Here is a 19,557-nt window from a genome sequence, read left to right as displayed (position 1 = left end):
ATGGACCAGGCGTTCAAGCGCAAGGTGATCGTGGCGATGGCCGATGCCATCATCGCCCATGCGGAGGAGCTGACCGCGCTCGACTCGGCGATCGGCGACGGCGATCACGGCCTCAACATGAAGCGCGGCTTCGAGGCCGTGCTCGCCGATGTGGACAATATCTCCGCCAAGCCTCTTCCCGAGGCGTTGAAGGCGGTCGGCATGGCGCTGGTGATGAAGGTCGGCGGTGCGTCCGGTCCGCTCTATGGCACGCTGGCGATGGGACTTGGCAAGGCGCTGCCATCAGAGCCCTCTGCCGCCGAAGCGGCGGCGGCGCTCGGTCGCGCCATCGCGGACGTCAAAGCGCGTGGCAAGTCGGAAGCAGGGCAGAAGACCATGCTCGACGTCTTGATCCCTGTGCAGGTCGCTTTTGCGGCCGGTGGCGACGATCTCAGTTCCCGGCTGCCCGCAATCGCCGCCGAGGCCGCCGACGCGACGGTGCCGATGCTGGCGATCCGCGGCCGTGCTTCGTTTCTCGGCGAGCGCTCGATCGGGCACATGGATCCCGGCGCGCGCTCGTCCAGCCTGCTGGTGCAGGCGATCTGCGGCGTATTCAATGAGGCCTGGGCATGAGTGAGCAGAAGAATGTCGGCATCGTCATCGTGTCGCATTCCGCCAAGGTGGCGGAAGGCGCGGCCGACATGGTCCGGCAGATGGTCGGCGACAGCGTGCCGCTCGCGGCGGTCGGCGGCAATGCCGATGGCGGGCTCGGCACCGATGTCGGCGCCATCATGGGCGCGATCGACAAGGCATGGTCGGAGTCGGGCGTTGCGATCCTGGTCGATCTCGGCGGCGCCGAGACCAACAGCGAGATGGCGGTGGAGATGATGCCGGAGGAGCGGCGCGAGCGCATCGTGATCTGCAACGCGCCGCTGGTCGAGGGCGCCGTGATGGCGGCGACGGAAGCTTCCGGCGGCTCGCCGCTCGATGCGGTGCGCGCGACCGCCGAAGAGCTGATGGGCGGATGAGCGGGAACGACAATGGCTGACGGTGGAGAGATCGGCATGCAGGAAGCGAAGGCGCACGCGCTGCTGACCAACGAGGTCGGGCTGCATGCGCGGCCCTCGGTCAAGCTGACCCAGCTCGCCAAGCGCTTTGCGTCGAGCATCGAAGTCGCGATCGCGGCCGACGGGCCCTGGACCGACGCCAAGAGCCCGGTGAAGATCATGCGCGTCAAGGCCGCCAAGGGCGAGACGCTGTTCCTGCGCGCCAATGGAACCGATGCCGAGGCCGCCATCGCCGCGCTGGTCGATCTGGTGAACCGCAAGTTCGACGAGGAGTGACGATGGAGCGGCGTATCTTCGGGCGGGCGGCGTCGGACGGGATGGCCATCGGGCCCGCGGCGATCCTGCATGCGCTGGAGGGCGCCAGCCGGACGAAAGGGGCGATCGCCGAGGAGCATGAAGCGCTCGCCGTAGCGGTCGCGCATGCGCGCGAGGCCGTGGCCGAGCTGATCGACAGGCTCGAGGGAGACGCGGCCGAGCTGATCGGCTTTCAGCTCGCGCTGCTCGAAGACGATGCGCTGACCGAGGCGGCTTACGTCCAGATCGAGGGCGGCGTCGCTGCGGATGCGGCTTGGCGTGCGGCGATGGCGGAGGAGATGGCGGGGTATGAGTCCGCTGAGGACGAATATTTCCGCGCCCGCGCCGGCGACCTCGCCGACATCCGGGATCGCGTGCTGCGACACTTGTTCGGCTTGCAGCAGAACGGCAAGTTGCCGAAGGGGGCGATCGTCGTTGCGCGTGATCTGGCGCCATCGGCTTTCCTCGCCATCGAGTGGACGAATGGAGGGGGCATCGCGCTCGGCGAGGGCAGCCCGACCAGCCATGTCGCGATGTTGGCGCGCAGCCGCGGCGTGCCGATGGTGGTCGGGCTCGGTCACGATTGGGACAAGCTGACAGGGGATTTGCTGGTCGATGGCGGTCGCGGTGTCGTCATTGCCGATCCCAGTGCGCAGCGTATCGCTGCCGCCCGGGCGGAGGATGCGACCGCCTCGCGCCGCAAGGCGGACGCGATCGCGCGCCAGCACGAACCGGCACTGACGCGCGACGGCACCCGCGTCTCGGTGCTCGTCAACATCTCCGGCCCTGCCGACATGACGCTGCTTCCGGCCGCAGCCTGCGACGGCATCGGCCTGGCACGCACCGAGTTTCTCACCGGCAACCTGCTTCACGACGAGGAGGCACAATATCACGCCTATGCCGAGCTCGTGCGCTGGGCCGAAGGCCGGCCGGTCACGATCCGCACGCTCGATGCCGGCGGCGACAAGCCGATTCCGGGCTACACGATCGATGGCGAGAGCAACCCGTTTCTCGGCCTTCGTGGCCTCCGTCTGTCCTTGCGTCACCCCGAGATCTTCCGCGTTCAACTGCGCGCGCTGGCTCGCGCCGCTGCGCTCGGACCGCTCAAGGTGATGCTGCCGATGGTGACCAATGCAGCGGAGCTGGACGTGGCGCGTCGCCATCTCCGCGCCGTGCTCGCCGACTTGGCCGCCGGCAACGTCGCGTTCGCCGCGCCGGCCTTCGGAATGATGGTCGAGGTGCCGGCTGCTGCGTTGGCAGCGCATGACTTCGCTGCGGACTTCTTCTCGATCGGCACCAATGACCTGACCCAATACGCGACCGCTGCTTCGCGTGACGGCGCCGAGGTCGCCGACTATGCTGACGTGCTGCATCCCGGGGTGCTGGCGATGATTGCCCATGTGGTGCGCGCTGGTCGCGCGCGGGGCGTGGAAGTCTCGATCTGCGGCGACGCCGCCGGTGATGTCAGAGCCATGCCGGCGCTGCTTGAGCTCGGTGTGCGCGCGCTGTCGGTCGCGCCGGGCCTGCTGCCGCTGGTGAAGGCGGCGATCCGCGAGCTTGACCTCGCCAAGGGCACGGAAAAGACCGCGGAAGAGGGCGCATGAGTGACCAGGATGCATCGGGGGCCGCGAGTCCGCTCGCCGAATACAAGGCGATCCTGCGCGCGGTGATCGACAGCCGTCCCTCCGGTACACGGCAGCGGCTGGCGGAGGCGATCGGCAAGAATCGCAGCTTCATCTCGCAGATCGTCAATCCGGCCTATGCGACGCCGATCCCGCTGCAGCATCTCGAGACCATCTTCCACATCTGTCACTTCTCGCCGCATGAGCAGCAGGCTTTTCTGACCGCCTACCGCGCCGCCCATCCGGGCCGGCTGGACGAGGTCGAGGCGCAGCGGCCGATGCGGCGCCTCGTGGTCGAGCTGCCGGACTTCGGCGACCCCGCGCTCAACGCCCATGCCGACCGCATCATCACCGGCGTCGCGCGCGGCATCACCGCGCTGATCTCAGCCAACGAAAACAACGACGACGCCGAACCGGGAGGGAAGCCATGAAGAAGCTGATCAACGCCGTTTCCGACGTGCTGACCGAGAGCCTGCAGGGTTTTGCCGCCGTGCATGGCGACATCGTCACGCTGGGCGAGGACAACAAGTTCGTTCGCCGCAAGAGCCTCAAACCGGGCAAGGTCGCGCTGATCTCCGGCGGCGGCTCCGGCCATGAGCCGCTCCACGCCGGCTTCGTCGGGCCGGGCATGCTCGATGCCGCCTGTCCGGGCCAGGTTTTCACCTCGCCGACGCCTGACCAGATGCTCGCGGCCGCGCAGGCCGTGGACACCGGCGCGGGCGCGCTGTTCATCGTCAAGAACTACGAAGGCGACGTGATGAATTTCGCGATGGCCGCGGAGATGATGGAGGGCAAGGTCGCGACCGTCATTACCGACGACGACGTCGCGGTCGAGACCTCGACCTATTCGACCGGCCGCCGCGGCGTTGCCGGCACGCTGATCGTGGAGAAGATGCTGGGTGCTGCGGCCGAGCAGGGCCGCGATCTCGACGCGCTGAAGGCGCTTGGTGACGACGTCAACAGGCGCACCCGCTCGATGGGCGTGGCGCTGACCTCATGCACGGTGCCGGCCGCGGGCAAGCCGACCTTCACGCTCGGCGAGGACGAGATGGAGATGGGGGTCGGCATCCATGGCGAGCCCGGCAGGCGCCGGGTCAAGCTGGCGTCCGCGGACGCCATCGCCGAGGAGATGATGGGCGCGATCCTGGCCGATCTTGCAGCGAAGCCCGGGACTCCGTGCCTGCTGCTGGTCAACGGCTTCGGGGCTACGCCAGCGATGGAGTTGTACGTGATGGCCAATGCGGCGCGGCGCATCCTGGAAGGGCGCGGGCTCGCCATCGCGCGCGGGCTGGTCGGCTCCTACGTCACCTCGCTCGACATGGCCGGCTGCTCGCTCACCGTGACCGCGCTCGATGATGCATCGCTGGGACTGTGGGACGCGCCGGTGCACACCGCGGCGCTGCGCTGGGGCTGCTGAAGCGATACGTGCTCAGCGGATCTCGTTCGAGTAGTAGTGTTGCGCCGTCGTGGCGCGGTGCTGGCTGAGGATCGCCAGCGCGCCGGTCTGGTCGTAGGCCTCCTCGTCGATCACCAGCACGGCGCTCGGAGCGGGCAGGCCGAGCAGCTTGCGGTCCTCCTTGGTGGCGACCTCCGCCGTCACCTTCTCGCGCACCGCGGCGATCCGGATGCCATAGGCCTCGAGCAGATGCCGGTAGATCAGGGCAGGGACCTTCTTCGGCTCGGCCGGAAATCCCGCCACGCGGCTCGCGACCATCGAGATCCGCGAATGCAGCACCGGCGCGCCAGCGACGCGGCGGATGCGATGAAGATGCAGCAGCGGCTCGCCCTCGGCCATCGCGAACAGCGCCGCTTCGTCTGGCTCGGCGGCGCGTGTCGTCACCGACAGCACCTCGGCCTCCGAGTGCAGCAGGCTGCCGTCCGCGCCGAGCAGGCGGAAGTACCGGAAGAAGAAGCTGAGCCCATGCTGCGACGCGCGGCCCGTCACCACCGTGCCGGTCTTGCGCCGGCGCATCAGCATGCCGCCCGCGGTGAGATCGGCCAGCGCGCGGCGGATAGTGCCGACGGCGACGCCATATTGATTGGCGAGCGCGACCTCGCCGGGCAGCACTGTGCCGGGCGGCATGTCGCCGATCAGGATCGCCTCGGCGATCTGGCGCTTGACATGCTCGTAGAGCGGCACCGGCAGCGCGCCTGGACCCGCCCCCACCCCGTCTGCCGCTTTGCTGGCCACAGCTGCCTTTTTCATGGAATTGACAAACGCCGCGTTGTGAATTTTATTTCTATATAGAATATAGGATAGAGCTGGCGGCAAATGATTTCTGAGGGCATTCCAGCGGACCGGGGCGCGCGCAGCCTGGCCAGCGCTTTTGCCGCGATCGACGCCATGGCCGAGACGGCGGTCGAGGACCTGCGGAAGATGGTGGCGGTCGACACCAGCTTTCCTCCGGGGGCCGGCTACGATGCATTTGCCGACGTGATGGAGCAGCTCGCTGCCCCGCTGGCACTGGATAGCGAGCGCGTGATCGTTCCGGAGGACCTATGGCGCGCACCGGGCGCGCGCGGATCGCGGACGAATCTGATCGCACGGCGCCGCTCCGGCAGACCGGTGCTCGGGCTCTATTTCCATGTGGACACGGTACCGGCGGCGCCCGGCTGGGCCAGCGATCCGCTGCAACTGAGCCGCGACGGTGACCGTCTGATCGGACTCGGCGCGGCCGACATGAAGGGATCGATTGCGGCCGCGCTGCTCGCACTCCGCGGCGCGCAGCAGACCGGATTGCCGCTGGCCTATGATCCGATGTTGCTGCTGTGCACGGACGAGGAGGCAGGGCTCTATCCCGGCGTGCGTTACCTTGCCGAGCAGGGCCGTCTCGAAGGGCATATTCTGAATTTCAACGGCAGCGCCATGCCGCGGATCTGGGCCGGCTGCTTCGGCCTGTTCACGCTCACGGTGCGGGTTCACGGCAAGGCAGCGCATGCCGGCGAGCAGCGCCGCGCCGGCGCCAACGCGATCGAGGCGGCGCTGCCGATCCTCAATGCGCTCGCGGCCCTCGAGCCGGTCATCGCGCAGCGGACGTCGGCGTTGCCGCCACCGCCGCAGGCGGCTGGACCGCTCGCCGCGAGCCTCGACATCTCAGCCATTCATGGCGGCCAATGCGGCGGACAGATCCCCTCGCTGGTCGAGATTCTCCTGTGCCGCCGATACGCGCCCGAGGAGGACTTCGCCGCCGCACGCCGCGAGATCGAAACGGCCGTCCGGCAGGCGGCCGGCGCCGTCGACGTCGAGATCATCCTCACCGGCCATCTGATGCCGACATCCGATCCCGGCGGGCCGCATTGGCCGCGCTGGCAGCAGGCGCTGTCGGCCGGCTTCGGCTATGCCGCGGAGGACTTCGCTCGCTGGGGGGCGGCCGGCTGCTCCGATTTCGGCTGGGTGCAGCAGGCCACGGGCGTGCAGGAGGTGCTGCTCACGGGCCTCGGCAGGCCCGATAGCCGCATTCATGCGCCGGGCGAATCCACGACGCTCGCCGACATCGTCGCATTGGCGAAATCGGTGCTCGCCTATCTTGCAGCCGAGTTCCGTCCCGAACTCTGTCCCGAAGCCATCACGCCTGAAAAGGACTTCGCCTGATGCCGTCCGTGACCCGTCGTCATTTCCTTGCCGGCTCCGCGCTCGTGCTTGGTGCTCTGCCGCAAGTCTCTCTCTCTGCCGAGGTGCCGAAGCACGGCGGCGTGTTGCGGATCTCGGTCGACCAGGGCGCGGCGGTCATTCATCCGCTGCTCGCGCGTGTCAATCCGGAATACCTCATCACCGAGCTGCTCTATTCCAACTTGACCCGGTTGAAGCCGGACATGTCGGTCGAGCCGGACCTCGCCTTGTCGTGGCAGGCCGGCGCGGGGCTCACCGAGTGGACGTTCAGGCTGCGGCCCAATCTCAGCTTCCACGACGGCTCGCCGCTGACGGCGGAGGATGTCGTCGCGACCTTCAAGGCGATCCTCGATCCGAAGACCGCATCACCGGCGCGCACCAATGTCGGCCCGATCAAGGATGTCGCTGCCGTCGATGCGTCGACCGTGCGGTTCACGTTGTCGGTTGCCTTTGCCGATTTTCCGGTCGCGCTCGCCTACAACAATGCGCGCATCGTGCCTGCGAAAGTCGTTGCTGCCGATCTCGCCAGCCTCGCCACAAAGGCGAATGGTTCAGGGCCGTTCAAGCTCGTGTCCTATGAGCCGGACCGCAAGATCGTCGTCGAGCGCAACCCGGCGTATTACGATCCGGCGCGGCCTTTGCTCGATCGCGTCGAGATTCTCGTCTATCCCGACCGCACCGCCGAAGCATCGGCTCTGATTTCGGGCGACATCGATCTCATGTTGTCGACCACGCCCGGCGAATATGAGCGGCTCGGCAAGGCCAGCGGCGTCAAGGCGGTGCGGGTCCCCTCGGGGCAGTTTCTGAACGTCAACATGGGCTGCGATCAGAAGCCGTTCAACGACGTTCGCGTGCGCCAGGCGCTGGCGCTGACCATCGATCGCGAGGCCATGGCCGGCTTCGTGGCCGGCGGCTACGGCACGCCCGGCAACGACACGCCGCTGAGCCCCGCCTACCGGTTCTATCAGGACAGCAAGCTGAAGAAGCCCGACATCGCGAAAGCCAGGCAATTGCTCGCCGATGCCGGCTATCCCTCCGGCATCTACCTGACGATGGTGGCATCCGACAAACCGGACACGCGCACGCAGCTTGGCGTTGCGATCCGTGAGATGGCGGCACCGGCCGGCTTCCGCATCAACGTTCAGACGATGCCGCACGCGACCTATCTCGACCAGGTCTGGAAGAAGGGCAATTTCTACGTCGGATTCTACAACATGCAATCGACCGCCGACGCGATCTTCAAGCTGCTCTACACCTCGGATGCCGCCTGGAACGAGACACGCTGGAACAATGCGCGCTTCGACGAGATCGTCAATGCGGCGCGTAGCGAGACCGACGATGCCAATCGCGCCGCGCTCTATGCGCGGGCCCAGACGATGATGAGCGAGGAGGTGCCGTCGGTCATTCCGGTCTTCTTCGACATCCTGGCGGCGCAGCGCGCCTATGTGGAAGGATACCAGCTGCATCCGCGCGGATCGGTGTTTCGGCTCGATCTCGTCTCGCTCGGCGCAGGCGCGCCCAGGCGCAGCTGAGGCGGGGATCCGAGCGGTGTCATTCGCCTGGCTGCTGCGGCGGCTGCTCCTGATGGTCTATACGGTCGTCGTCGTCAGTGTGCTGGTGTTCGCCATCACACAGGCGCTACCGGCTGACGCGGCGCAGACGCTGCTTGGCGAGAACGCTTCGCCGGAGGCGCTGGCCGCAATTCGCAGCCGGCTCGGGCTCGACGACCCGGTCTGGCTGCAATTCACGCATTGGGTCGCGCACGCGGCCATCGGCAATTTCGGTGTCTCCATGCGCACCGGCCTGCCGGTCGCGCCGGAGATGCTGACGGCGCTGTCGCGCTCGCTGCTGCTGGCAGCGGGCGCACTCGTCGTCACCCTCCTGATCGCGGTCCCGCTCGGAATCTTCGCGGCGCTCCGCAAGGGGCGGCCGGCGGATACGGCCACCAGCGTGGTCGCCTATCTCGGGGTCTCCCTGCCGGAGTTCGTCACGGCAACCGTGCTCGCGCTGCTGCTGACCGACATTCTGCCATGGCTGCCGGCGACCGGCTACGTGTCGCCGCTGGAGGATGCCGGGCCGGCGCTGCGCCATCTGATCCTTCCGGTCCTGACCGTCTCGGTCATTCTCGTCGCGCATGTGATGCGCATGATGCGTTCGGAGACGCTGGACGTGCTGCAGTCCGACTACGTCCGCGCGGCGCGGCTGAAAGGCCTGCCCGAGCGGACGGTGCTGGTGCGGCATGTGATGCGCAACGCGCTGCTGCCGGTCATCACCATCGTCGCGCTCGACGTCGGCTATCTCCTGGGCGGCATCATCGTCATCGAGGAGATTTTCGCCATTCCCGGCATCGGCCGGGCGTTGATGATCGCCATCACCACCCGCGATCTGCCGTCGATCCAGGCCGGCGCGATGATCATGGCGGTCACCTATGCGATCACCAACACGCTGGCGGATGTCGTCTACGCGCTGCTCGACAGGCGGATCAGCTATGACTGAGCTGCTCGGCAGGATGATCCGCAAGCCGCAGGGGGCGATCAGCGTGATGCTGCTCGTTGCCCTCGCCATCGTCTGCATCCTCGGCCCGTGGCTCGCGCCCTATGGGCCGGAGAAGATGGATTTTCTCGGCCGTTTCCGCCCGCCGGGATGGCAGAACTGGCTGGGCGCCGATCAGTTCGGCCGCGACGTGCTGAGCCGGCTGCTGTCCGGCGCGCGCGCCACCGTTCCGATGGCGCTCGCGGCGACGCTCGCCGGCAGCGCGATGGGCGCCGTGATCGGCGTCGCATCGGCCTATCTCGGTGGCAAGGCCGACGAATTCATCATGCGCACCAACGATGCTGTGATGGCCATTCCCGGTCTCCTCATGGCGCTGCTGCTGGTCAGCACGCTCGGAAATGGGGCTGTCAACGCGGTGATCGCGATTGCCTTTGCGTTCGCGCCGGGCATGGCACGGGTCACGCGCTCCGTGGCGCTTGCTGTGCGCAGTCAGGACTACGTCAAGGCCGCCATCGCGCGCGGCGAAGCGGCATCGCAGATCATTTTCCGCGAGATGCTTCCGAACGTGATGGGCCCGATCATCATCGAGGCCACCATCCGGGTGTCATTTGCGGTGATGCTGTTCGCGACGCTCAGCTTCCTCGGCCTGGGTGCACAGCCGCCGGCATCGGAATGGGGCCTGATGGTGGCCGATGCGCGCCAATACATGCACCGGGCGCCATGGATCCTCATCGCGCCCTCGGCCGCGATCGCGCTGTCGGCGATCGCCTTCAATCTCGTCGGCGATGCCCTGCGCGACGCGCTGAATCCGAGGGACGATCGATGAAGCCGGCGCTCGCCATCACTGGTTACGGGCTGGACTACGTCACCCCGGCGGGCGCTGTGGAGGTGCTGCGTGACGTGTCGCTCGAGATCGCGCCCGGCGAGGTGCTCGGCCTCGTCGGCGAATCCGGCTCCGGTAAGAGCTCGCTGGCTTGGGCGTTGATGCGGCATCTGCCGGCCAATGCCCGCGAGGTCTCGGGCTCCCTGTGTCTGGGTGACCTCGACCTGCGGTCCCTCAGCCTGAAGCGACTGACCGCGGTCCGTGGCCGCCGCATCGGCATGGTGTTCCAGGATCCGTCGACCGCGCTCAATCCGACATTGACCATCGGCCGCCAGATCACCGAGGCGCTGATGCGTCATCGCGATCTGAATGCGCGGGCCGCCAGGAACCTCGCGATCGAATTGCTCGGCCATGTCGAGCTGCGCGACCCCGTGGCGGTGCTGCGGCGCTATCCGCACGAGATCTCCGGCGGCGAGAAGCAGCGGGTAGTCATCGCGACGGCCTTTGGGTGCCGGCCCGATGTCATCCTGTTCGATGAGCCTACGACGGCGCTCGACGTCATCACCGGCGCCCGCATCATCGAGCTGTTTGCGCGGTTGCGTGCGGAGACGGGCGTCGCTGCGCTCTACATCTCGCACGATCTCGCGATGATGACCCGGGTCGCCGATCGTGTCGCGGTGATCCGGCACGGCCGCATCGTCGAGCAGGCGCCCGCGTCTGATATCTTCAGGACGCCGCAGCACGCCTACACCAAGGCGCTCATCGCCGCCGTGCCGCGTCCGGAGCGGCGGCTCGTGAACGATCAGCCGGGCGCGGCCCTGGTACTGGACGCACGCGGCATCGAAGTCCATTACGGCAGGGGCGGGCTGTTCCGTGCGGCTCCGTCACCGGCGACCAGGGCCGTCGATGTCCGCGTCCGTGCCGGCGAAATCGTCGGCCTCGTCGGTGAATCCGGCTCGGGGAAGTCATCCGTCGCTAGCGCCCTCACCGGGCTTGCCCGCTTCGACGGCACGATCAGCTTCGACGGCCGAACGTTGCGCAGGGCCGGTGATATGAACCGTGCCTATCGGCGCGATGTCCAAATCGTGTTCCAGCACCCGGATTCCTCGCTCAATCCGCGCCATCGGATCGGTGAGATCCTGTCGCGCCCCTTGAAGCTCTATGGCGGCGACGTCGCCGCCGTGCCGCGCCTGCTCGAACAGGTCCGGCTGCCGGCGTCGTATGCCATGCGCTGGCCGCACCAGCTCTCGGGTGGCGAGAAGCAGCGCGTCGCGATCGCGCGTGCTTTTGCGGCGCGGCCGCGCCTGGTGATCTGCGACGAGATCACGGCGCCGCTCGACGTCTCGGTCCAGGCCCAGATCATCGAGCTGCTGCTGGCTTTGCGCGCCCAGACGGGTGCGGCCTATCTCTTCATCACCCACGATCTCAACCTGATCAGGCAGATCGCGCACCGCATCGTCGTGATGCGCCACGGCCGGCTGGTCGACAGCCGTGCCGTCGATGCCTTCGGCGCAGACGACGTTCACCCTTACACCCGCGAGCTGATGGCGGCCTCGCCAGCGCCCGTTGGCTGACCGCAAGGATTGCCCCCATGGATCGCAACGACCTGCTCGCCCGCATCGACATTCCAGCTTCGCTCGCGCTGCTGTCGCGCATGGTTCAGCACAAGAGCTATTCGAAGACCGAGGGCGAGAAGCAGCTCGCGACCTTCATGGCTGAACAGATGAGCGCGATCGGCCTGGATGCCGCGGTCGCCCCGTTCGGGGCCGAGGGCCGTGTCAACGCGGTCGGCCGCTGGCACGGCACCGGCGGCGGCAAGAGCCTGCTCTTCAACGGCCATGTCGATACAAATCCGGTGACCGAGGGCTGGACCCTCGATCCCTGGGCGGGGAAGGTGGACGACGACTTCGTCTACGGAATCGGCGTGTCAAACATGAAGGCCGGCGACGCCGCCTATTTCTGCGCGGTCAAGACGCTAATCGAGGCCGGCGTCAGGCTGAGGGGTGATGTCGTTCTGACCTATGTGGTCGGCGAGCTGCAAGGCGGAGTCGGCACCTATTCGTTGCTGGAGCAGGGGCTGCGCGCGGACTATTTCATCAATTCCGAGCCAACCGACCTCAAGGCGATGACGATGCATGCCGCGGCATTCATGTTCATCATCGAGCTCGTCGGCAACACGCGGCATCTGTCGAAGCGCGAGGAGGCGGTGGACGCCATCACCGCCGCCTGCGATCTCATTCCGCGCCTCAATGCGATGCGGTTCTCCGGCGCGCGTTTGCCGGCACATGAGGCCATCAATCGCGTCCATGTCGGCGTCGTGCACGGCGCGCTCGGTCGTGAGTTGCACGAATGGCGGACGCCGCAGGTCGCGGATTTCGTCCGCATCAAGGGCTCCGGTCGTTACGCTCCTGGGCAGACCGAGCAGGGCGCGCTCGCGGACATGCGGCGCGAGCTCGATGCGCTGGAGGGGCGTTTTCCCGGCCTGAAGGCCCATCTGATGTCGGAGGACCGCGCCGGCGTGCCGACCATGCCGCCGTTCGAGGTCGCACCGGACAGCCCGATCGTCCGTGCGGTCAACAATGCCTATCGTGTCGTGCGCGGCGCCGCCCAGCCGACAGGCCCGGTGACGCCGAGCTGCTTCTATGGCACCGATGCCGGCCATCTTTATACCTATGGCGGCATGGAGGGCATCGTCTGCGGACCGGGCGGCCGCTACAACACGATGCCGGACGAGCGCGTCGACATTCCCGACTATCTCGACATGATCCGCATCTACATGCTGGCCATTCTCGATATCTGCGGCTGAACCCGCGCTCAGGCGGCGGCTGCCTGTTGCTGGAATTGCTCGAACGCCGCAATCGCATCGGCGGCATACATCAACGACGGTCCGCCGCCCATGTAGATCGCCATGCCGAGCGTCTCCTCGACCTCCTGCCGGCTTGCACCGAGACGGACGAGCGCCTCCGCGTGAAAGCCGATGCAGCCGTCGCACCGAACGGCAACCCCGATCGCCAGCGCGATCAGCTCCTTGGTCTTCTTGTCGAGCGCGCCATCAGCGGCGGCGGCCCTCGCCAGTGCAGAGAAGCCCTGCATGACGTCCGGAATGTCCTTGCGCAGCGTCTTCAGGTTACCCGAGATGTCCTTGCAGATCTCGCTGTACAGCTTGGTCATGATAGCTCCTACGACATCTTCGTGGTGGGTTTGCCGGGCTCGCGCAGTGCGATGTAGATCGCGGGGATCACGAGTACGGTGAGCAGGGTGGAGGAGGCCAGGCCGAACAGCAGCGAGATCGCCAGCCCCTGGAAGATCGGGTCGAGCAGGATCGTCGCAGCACCGATCATCGCCGCGAGCGCCGTCAGCAGGATCGGCTTGAAGCGCACGGCGCCGGCCTCCAACACGACGTCGCGCAGGGTCTTGCCCTCGCCGCCACTGTGCCGGATGAAGTCGACCAGCAGTATCGAGTTGCGGACGATGATGCCGGCCAGAGCAATGAAGCCGATCATCGACGTCGCCGTGAACGGCGCGCCCAGCAACCAGTGGCCGAGCAGGATGCCGATCAGGGTCAGCGGGATCGGCGTCAGGATCACCAGCGGCAGCCGGAAGCTCTTGAACTGCGCCACGACCAGAACGTAGATGCCGAGGATGGCCGCGCCGAATGCGGCGCCCATGTCGCGGAAGGTCACGTAGGTGATCTCCCATTCGCCATCCCACAGCAGCGTCGGACGGGACTCGTCCTTGGGCTGGCCGTGGAAGCCGATCACGGGCTTCGGCAGCTTGCCCCAGTCATGGGCGTCGATCCGGTCGGCGACCGCGAGCATGCCGTAGAGCGGGGCCTCGAAGCGGCCGGCGAGTTCTGCCATCACCATGTCGGCAAAGCGGCCGTCGCGGCGGAAGATCATCGGCGACCCCTCTTCCATCGTGGCCTTCACGACTTGGCCGAGTTCGACGACGGTCTTGCTGCCGGGCACCGTGTTGGCGGGCACCGGCGTCGATGCCAGGGCCTGGCTCCAGCTCTTGTCGTGCTTCGGCAGACGCACGGCGATCTCGATCGGATTGCGGTCTTCGCCGCGATGCGAGTAGCCGACCGAGACGCCGCCGAACAGCGTCTGGATCGTGTCGTAGACGTCGCGCTGCTCGACACCGAAGAATTCGAGACTGTCCTGGTCGATCGACAGTCGCAGCCGCGGCCGGCGCTGACCGATGGAATCGTCGATGTCGACGATGAAGGGAACGTCGGCGAAGACCTTCTTGAGTTCGGTGGTGACGGCGCGCCGGGTCGCCGCGTCCGGACCGTAGATCTCCGCCAGCAGGGTGGCGAGCACCGGAGGCCCGGGCGGCACTTCGACCACCTTGATGCTGGTGCCGGCCGGCACAGGGATGCTCTTCAGCCGCTGGCGCAGCTCGAGCGCGATGTCGTGGCTCGCGCGCTTGCGGTCGCCGCGCGCGGCGAGATTGACCTGGAGCTCGCCGAGCTCGGGCCGCTCCCGCAGATAGTAGTGCCTCACGAGACCGTTGAAGTTGAACGGGGCCGCCGTGCCGGCATAGCTCTGCACGGTCGTGATCTCCGGCAGCCCATGCGCAATGTCGGCGGCCGCGAACAGCGTGCGCTCGGTATCCTCCAGGCTCGCGCCTTCGGGCAGATCGACCATCACCGCGATCTCCGACTTGTTGTCGAACGGCAGCAGCTTGACGGTGACGGACTTGGTGGCGAACAGCGTCATCGACAGCAAGGTGGCGATGCCGACGCCGAGCAGGAAGATCCAGGCGGAGCGCTTGCTGGCGACGATCGGGCGCGCGACGCTGCGGTAGATGCGTCCGAGACGGCCTTCGCCATGCGCGTCATGAGAGTCCGCCGAGGCGCTGGTGGACCTCGGCGCCAGCCGCAGCATCAGCCACGGCGCCACCACCATGGCGACGAAAAACGAGAACAGCATCGCCGCCGAGGCGTTGGCCGGGATCGGCGCCATGTAGGGGCCCATCAGTCCCGACACGAACAGCATCGGCAGCAGGGCGGCGACCACGGTCAAGGTCGCGACAACGGTGGGGTTGCCGACTTCGGCGACCGCCTCGATGGTGGCCTGCAGGCGCGGCCGGCCGTCATGCATGCCCCAATGGCGCGCGATATTCTCGACCACGACGATGGCGTCGTCGACCAGGATGCCGATCGAGAAGATCAGGGCAAACAGGCTGACCCTGTTGATCGTGTAGCCCATCAGATTGGCGGCGAACATCGTCAGCAGGATCGTGGTCGGAATCACCACGAAGGTGACGAGGGCTTCGCGCCAGCCAATGGCGACCGCAATCAGCACGACGATCGAGATCGTGGCGAGGCCGAGATGGAACAGCAGCTCGTTGGCCTTCTCGTTGGCGGTCTCGCCGTAGTCGCGCGTCACCGTGACTGCGACGTCGCTCGGAATGAGACTGGCCTTCAGCCCTTCGAGGCGCTGCGCGATGTCGTGAGACACCACCACGGCATTGGCGCCGGCGCGCTTGGCGAGCGCAAGACTCACCGCCGGCACCCGGTGCCAGTCGCCCTTGTCGTTGCGGGCGTCATCCCAGACGCGATGCTCTGCGAGGTTGGGGCCGATGACGACGGTGGCGACGTCGCGCACATAGACGGGACGGCCGTCGCGCGTCGAGATCAGCAGCAGGCCGATGTCCGGGATGCCCGTAAGCGTCTGGCCCGCGGCGACATTGCGCACGATACCGCGGTCGCGAACGTCTCCGGCCAGGAACGAGCGGTTCGCGTCCTTCACCTTGGCGACGAGCTGCTGCAGAGTCACGCCGAACAGCGACAGCTTTTCCGGATCGGGCTCGACCCGGATCTGCTGGGCGCCGCCGCCGGAGATATAGGTCAGGCCGATATTGTCGACCTTGGTCAGCTCCGCACGCAGCTTGTCGGCGAGCTCGTAGAGGTCCTTGTCCGACCAGCGCCCGGCGGCTTCCGGCTTCGGCGACAGCGTCAGCACGGTGACGGCGACGTCGTTGATGCCGCGGCCGACGATCAGCGGCTCGGGAATGCCGACGGGGATGCGGTCGAGGTTGGCGCGTAGCTTCTCGTGGACGCGCAGGATCGCGTCCTCGAACTTGGTCCCCACCAGGAACCGCGCGGTGACCATGACACGGTCGTCCTCGGTCTGGCTGTAGACGTGTTCGACGCCATCGATCGCCTTGACGATGGTCTCCAGCGGCTTGGTCACGAGCTCGACGCCGTCAGGCGCACGCAGGCCGTCGGCGTTGACGCGGATGTCGACCATCGGCACGCTGATCTGCGGCTCTTCCTCGCGCGGGATCACGACGACGGCGATGAGGCCGACCACGAGCGCCGCGAGCAGAAACAGCGGCGTCAGCGGCGAGGCGATGGTCGCCTGGGTAAGCTTGCCTGAGAGTCCGAGTTTCACGGCTGCACCAACTGGTCGCCGGCGCGCAGGCCGGACAGGATTTCAAGTCCATCGGGGAGATCGGCGCTCGGCAGAGCGCGGCCGCGCTGCACCGGAACGCTCACCTTCTGCGTCCCTTGCTGCAACTGGACATAATCGATGCCGAACCGCGTTGTGACGTAGCGCTGCGGGATCACGTAGGCATCGCGTTGGCCGCCGGAGATCCAGACCCGGAGCCGGTCGCCGACGAAATACTGGCCGAGACCGGAGACGATCGCGTCGGCCACGACACGGCCTTCCTCGATCTGCGGATAGACCAGGTCGATCACCCCCCATTTGTCGGCGCTGTCGCCGAACTCGGCACCGTCGACCCGGACCTTGTCGCCGGCCTTGAGAAAGAGAGCGTGGCGCTCGGGCACGCGCAGTCGCAGCTTGAAGTTCTGCTGCGCCACCGTGACCACGGGATCGCCGGGCAGAACCACAGATCCGACGGCAACCAGCTTCTTCAACACGCGGCCGTCATCGGGAGCCAGCACCTGGCCCTCAGTCATCTGCTGGTTGACCACGGCACGCTCGGCGGTCTTGGCCCGCAGCCCGTTCTCGGCGACGTTCAGCGCCGTGCGCGTCTCGTCGAGCTTGATGCGGGGCAGGGTGCCGCGCTCGACGAGGCCCTCGGTGCGGGTGAAGTCGATCTGCGCCTGGTTAGCTTGCGCCTGCAGCGCTTCGATCTGGGCGTCGAGCGATTTGATCTGCAGGGCCAGTTTGTCGTCGCCGATCAAGGCGATGGGCTGGCCGCGCCTGACCGGGTCGCCTTCGCGCACCGAAAGCTGCACGATGGTGCCGCCGATGCGGCCGCGGGCAGGGACCACGCTGATGCTCTCCACCGTCGCGAACACCGCCTTCTCGTCGGCGACCTGCCGCGGCGCCACCGTCAGCGTCTCCGCAAGGGCCGGCGCTGCCTGCCACGCCATCGCGGCGATCAAGCTCAGGACCGATAATCTGCGCATCAGCCTATTCCTGTCTGGTTTGATTCGATTTGTGAGGTTCGGGCGAGCCGTCCGCAGCCGGCTGCAGACATCTCACCTGGATGGGAGTTCCCGTTTGATATCGGTCAAGATGCCGGTCCGGCATCCTCATAGTCTCGGTAACGGTCTCGGCCCGCAGTACACCTGATAGAGCGTCTTGAGGACCTCGCGGGCCGGATCGCTTGTGATCGAATAGTAGATCGTCTGCCCCTCGCGCCTGGCGGTGACCAGGCCGTCCTTGCGCAGGAGCGCCAGGTGCTGCGACACGGTCGAATCGCGCAGGCCGAGAAACTCGGCGAGTTCTCCGACCGACCGCTCGTCGTCGACCAGCTGGCAGATGATCAGGAGGCGATGGCGGTTCGACAGCGCCTTCAGCAGGTCGCTGGCCTGGTCCGCCGCCGCCTCCATGATGTCAGCGTTAATTTTCATAGTTGCGTATATACAGATATTCGAATATATAGTCAAGGCCGGCGGCGGCGCCGCGGTGACATGAAGCAAGAATGAATCAAGTGCGGATGGAGGATCCCAATGGCGGAAATCGTGGTGATCGGGGCGGGGCTGAGCGGCTCGCTGATGGCTTATGAAATGTTGCCGCAACTGAGGAAGGAGGATCGCGTGACCGTCGTCTCGCAGGGCTCCTCCTATCATTTCGTGCCATCCAACCCCTGGGTGGCCGTGGGCTGGCGCAAGCGCGACGAGATCGAGATCGATCTGGTCGACGTCATGCAGCGCAAGGGCATCCGGCTGCTGACGCAGGGCGCCAAGCGCGTGCATCCGGCCGAGAACCAGGTCGAGCTGACGGACGGCGGCATGGTGGCATACGATTATCTCGTCGTCGCCACCGGTCCCGAACTCGCCTTCGACGAAATCCCGGGGCTTGGACCCGATGGGCATACGCAATCCGTGTGCCACGTCGACCACGCCGCTCATGCCAAGGCGGCCTTTGACAGGCTCGCCGAGAAACCCGGGCCCGTGATCGTCGGTGCGGTACAGGGCGCCTCATGCTTCGGCCCCGCTTACGAATTCCTGTTCATCCTGGAAACCGAGCTGCGCCGGCGCAAGATGCGCGATCAGGTGCCGATGACCTTCGTGACCTCCGAGCCCTATATCGGCCATCTCGGCCTCGACGGCGTCGGCGACACCAAGGGTCTGCTGGAAAGCGAGATGCGCGAAAAGCACATCAAGTGGATCACCAGCGCGCGCGTCACCAAGGTCGAGGATGGCCGCATGTTCGTGGAGGAGGTCGCCGACGACGGCACCGTCCGCAAGACGCACGAGCTACCGTTTGCCTATTCGATGATGCTGCCCGCCTTTCGCGGCGTGGGAGCCGTCCGCGGCATCGACAAGCTCACCAATCCCCGCGGCTTCGTCGTCGTGGACAAGCATCAGCGTAATCCGACCTTCCCCAACGTGTTTGCCATCGGCGTCTGCGTTGCGATTCCGCCGATCGGGCCGACGCCGGTGCCGGTCGGCGTGCCCAAGACCGGCTTCATGATCGAATCGATGGTGACGGCGACGGCCTTGAACATCGGGGCGCTGCTGCGCGGCCAGGAGCCAAAGGCCGAGCCGACCTGGAACGCGATCTGTCTTGCCGATTTCGGCGATTCCGGCGTCGCCTTCCTGGCCCAGCCGCAGATCCCGCCGCGCAACGTCAACTGGTCGTCGAAGGGAGAGTGGGTGCACTATGCCAAGGTCGCCTTCGAGAAGTACTTCCTGCGCAAGATGAGGCGCGGGACGCCCGAGCCGTTCTACGAAAAGTTCCTGCTCGACCGGCTCAACATCGCCAAGATCAAGGAAGTCAGGACCGGCACATGAGCAACGGTTTGCAGATCGTGTGCGGCCATTGCGGGCAGATCAACCGTCTGCCCGCGGACCGGGCGCCGACGCAGGGGAAATGCGGCAAGTGTCATACGCCGCTGTTCAGCGGCCATCCGATCGAGGTCGACCAGGCCGCGTTCGAACGCCATGTCGCGCACAGCAGTCTGCCGCTGCTCGTCGACGTCTGGGCGCCGTGGTGCGGCCCGTGCCGTGCGATGGCGCCGATGTTCGCGCGCGCTGCGCAAGAGCTGGAGCCGCGTGTGCAGCTTCTGAAGCTGAACTCGGACGAGGCGCCGGAGGTGTCGGCGCGGTTCGGCATCTCCGGAATTCCGACCATGCTGCTGCTGCAGCAGGGGCGGGAGCTGGCGCGAATCTCGGGTGCGATGGACTCGTAACGAATCGTCGCCTGGACACTGTCCGGCCTGCGGCAGTAGCCGTACGGCCGG

Annotated in this window: 19 protein-coding genes; 14 read left to right on the top strand and 5 right to left on the bottom strand. The window is 66.8% G+C overall.

Annotated features, from left to right (window positions below; genetic code table 11):
- The 6 genes from dhaL to dhaK are packed head-to-tail and all read left to right on the top strand — an operon-like array spanning position 1 to position 4,379.
- Complete coding sequence (dhaL, locus tag QW861_RS02720; protein ID WP_315749852.1) at positions 1–612, top strand: dihydroxyacetone kinase subunit DhaL; 612 nt, start codon at positions 1–3, stop codon at positions 610–612.
- Positions 609–1,007 (top strand): dihydroxyacetone kinase phosphoryl donor subunit DhaM, encoded by a 399-nt coding sequence (gene dhaM / locus QW861_RS02715; RefSeq protein WP_284416623.1) that lies wholly within the window; start codon positions 609–611, stop codon positions 1,005–1,007. Before dhaL ends, dhaM begins: the two co-directional genes overlap by 4 nt.
- A 12-nt stretch (positions 1,008–1,019) precedes the next feature.
- Positions 1,020–1,322, top strand: coding sequence for an HPr family phosphocarrier protein (locus QW861_RS02710; RefSeq protein ID WP_315749853.1), 303 nt, complete (start codon positions 1,020–1,022; stop codon positions 1,320–1,322).
- A gap of 2 nt (positions 1,323–1,324) precedes the next feature.
- Positions 1,325–2,944, top strand: a complete 1,620-nt coding sequence (gene ptsP, locus QW861_RS02705; RefSeq protein ID WP_315749855.1) for a phosphoenolpyruvate--protein phosphotransferase — start codon at positions 1,325–1,327, stop codon at positions 2,942–2,944.
- Positions 2,941–3,393, top strand: coding sequence for a hypothetical protein (locus QW861_RS02700; RefSeq protein ID WP_315712557.1), 453 nt, complete (start codon positions 2,941–2,943; stop codon positions 3,391–3,393). The genes ptsP and QW861_RS02700 overlap by 4 nt, the downstream gene beginning before the upstream one ends.
- Positions 3,390–4,379, top strand: coding sequence for a dihydroxyacetone kinase subunit DhaK (gene dhaK / locus QW861_RS02695; protein WP_315749856.1), 990 nt, complete (start codon positions 3,390–3,392; stop codon positions 4,377–4,379). The genes QW861_RS02700 and dhaK overlap by 4 nt, the downstream gene beginning before the upstream one ends.
- 12 nt (positions 4,380–4,391) lie before the next feature.
- Here dhaK and QW861_RS02690 read toward each other — a convergent pair whose 3' ends face one another.
- On the bottom strand, positions 4,392–5,168 hold the full coding sequence (locus tag QW861_RS02690) for a GntR family transcriptional regulator (RefSeq protein WP_315749857.1): 777 nt from the start codon (positions 5,166–5,168) through the stop codon (positions 4,392–4,394).
- 66 nt (positions 5,169–5,234) lie between these two features.
- On the opposite strand from QW861_RS02690, the gene QW861_RS02685 reads away from it, so the two are divergent.
- The 6 genes from QW861_RS02685 to QW861_RS02660 are packed head-to-tail and all read left to right on the top strand — an operon-like array spanning position 5,235 to position 12,694.
- Positions 5,235–6,554 carry a M20 family metallopeptidase gene (locus QW861_RS02685; RefSeq protein WP_315749859.1) on the top strand — a complete coding sequence of 440 codons (1,320 nt, stop codon included), beginning with the start codon at positions 5,235–5,237 and terminating at the stop codon, positions 6,552–6,554.
- Positions 6,554–8,104, top strand: coding sequence for an ABC transporter substrate-binding protein (locus tag QW861_RS02680; protein WP_315749861.1), 1,551 nt, complete (start codon positions 6,554–6,556; stop codon positions 8,102–8,104). Before QW861_RS02685 ends, QW861_RS02680 begins: the two co-directional genes overlap by 1 nt.
- 16 nt (positions 8,105–8,120) lie before the next feature.
- Positions 8,121–9,068, top strand: a complete 948-nt coding sequence (locus QW861_RS02675; protein ID WP_315712550.1) for an ABC transporter permease — start codon at positions 8,121–8,123, stop codon at positions 9,066–9,068.
- Complete coding sequence (locus QW861_RS02670; RefSeq protein WP_315712549.1) at positions 9,061–9,891, top strand: ABC transporter permease; 831 nt, start codon at positions 9,061–9,063, stop codon at positions 9,889–9,891. The genes QW861_RS02675 and QW861_RS02670 overlap by 8 nt, the downstream gene beginning before the upstream one ends.
- Positions 9,888–11,462 carry an ABC transporter ATP-binding protein gene (nikE, locus tag QW861_RS02665; protein WP_316192674.1) on the top strand — a complete coding sequence of 525 codons (1,575 nt, stop codon included), beginning with the start codon at positions 9,888–9,890 and terminating at the stop codon, positions 11,460–11,462. The genes QW861_RS02670 and nikE overlap by 4 nt, the downstream gene beginning before the upstream one ends.
- A 17-nt stretch (positions 11,463–11,479) precedes the next feature.
- Entirely contained in the window at positions 11,480–12,694 is a 1,215-nt protein-coding gene (locus QW861_RS02660; protein ID WP_316192673.1) for a M20 family metallopeptidase, read from the top strand.
- Between the two features lie 8 nt (positions 12,695–12,702).
- Here the strand turns inward: QW861_RS02660 and QW861_RS02655 are convergent, their stop codons facing one another.
- From QW861_RS02655 to QW861_RS02640, 4 genes are all read right to left on the bottom strand, one after another.
- On the bottom strand, positions 12,703–13,059 hold the full coding sequence (locus tag QW861_RS02655) for a carboxymuconolactone decarboxylase family protein (protein ID WP_315712545.1): 357 nt from the start codon (positions 13,057–13,059) through the stop codon (positions 12,703–12,705).
- An 8-nt stretch (positions 13,060–13,067) separates the two neighbouring features.
- Positions 13,068–16,289, bottom strand: coding sequence for an efflux RND transporter permease subunit (locus QW861_RS02650; RefSeq protein ID WP_316192672.1), 3,222 nt, complete (start codon positions 16,287–16,289; stop codon positions 13,068–13,070).
- Positions 16,286–17,275 (bottom strand): efflux RND transporter periplasmic adaptor subunit, encoded by a 990-nt coding sequence (locus QW861_RS02645; RefSeq protein WP_315712542.1) that lies wholly within the window; start codon positions 17,273–17,275, stop codon positions 16,286–16,288. Before QW861_RS02645 ends, QW861_RS02650 begins: the two co-directional genes overlap by 4 nt.
- Positions 17,276–17,401: 126 nt before the next feature.
- Positions 17,402–17,701, bottom strand: a complete 300-nt coding sequence (locus QW861_RS02640) for a metalloregulator ArsR/SmtB family transcription factor (protein WP_315750038.1) — start codon at positions 17,699–17,701, stop codon at positions 17,402–17,404.
- Positions 17,702–17,821: 120 nt separating this feature from the next.
- Here QW861_RS02640 and QW861_RS02635 point away from each other — a divergent pair, with 120 nt between their 5' ends.
- Both QW861_RS02635 and trxC read left to right on the top strand, forming a co-directional pair.
- The gene (locus tag QW861_RS02635) at positions 17,822–19,108 is read left to right on the top strand and encodes an FAD/NAD(P)-binding oxidoreductase (protein ID WP_315712541.1); all 1,287 of its coding nucleotides are present in this window, start codon (positions 17,822–17,824) and stop codon (positions 19,106–19,108) included.
- The gene (gene trxC, locus QW861_RS02630; RefSeq protein WP_316192671.1) at positions 19,105–19,506 is read left to right on the top strand and encodes a thioredoxin TrxC; all 402 of its coding nucleotides are present in this window, start codon (positions 19,105–19,107) and stop codon (positions 19,504–19,506) included. The genes QW861_RS02635 and trxC overlap by 4 nt, the downstream gene beginning before the upstream one ends.
- The last annotated feature ends 51 nt before the right edge of the window (positions 19,507–19,557 follow it).

It is taken from the genome of Bradyrhizobium sp. SZCCHNRI1029, from assembly GCF_032487555.1.
Classification (GTDB): Bacteria; Pseudomonadota; Alphaproteobacteria; order Rhizobiales; family Xanthobacteraceae; genus Bradyrhizobium.
Note: the sequence above shows the minus strand (reverse complement) of the source record. Positions and strands in the feature narration are given on the sequence as shown.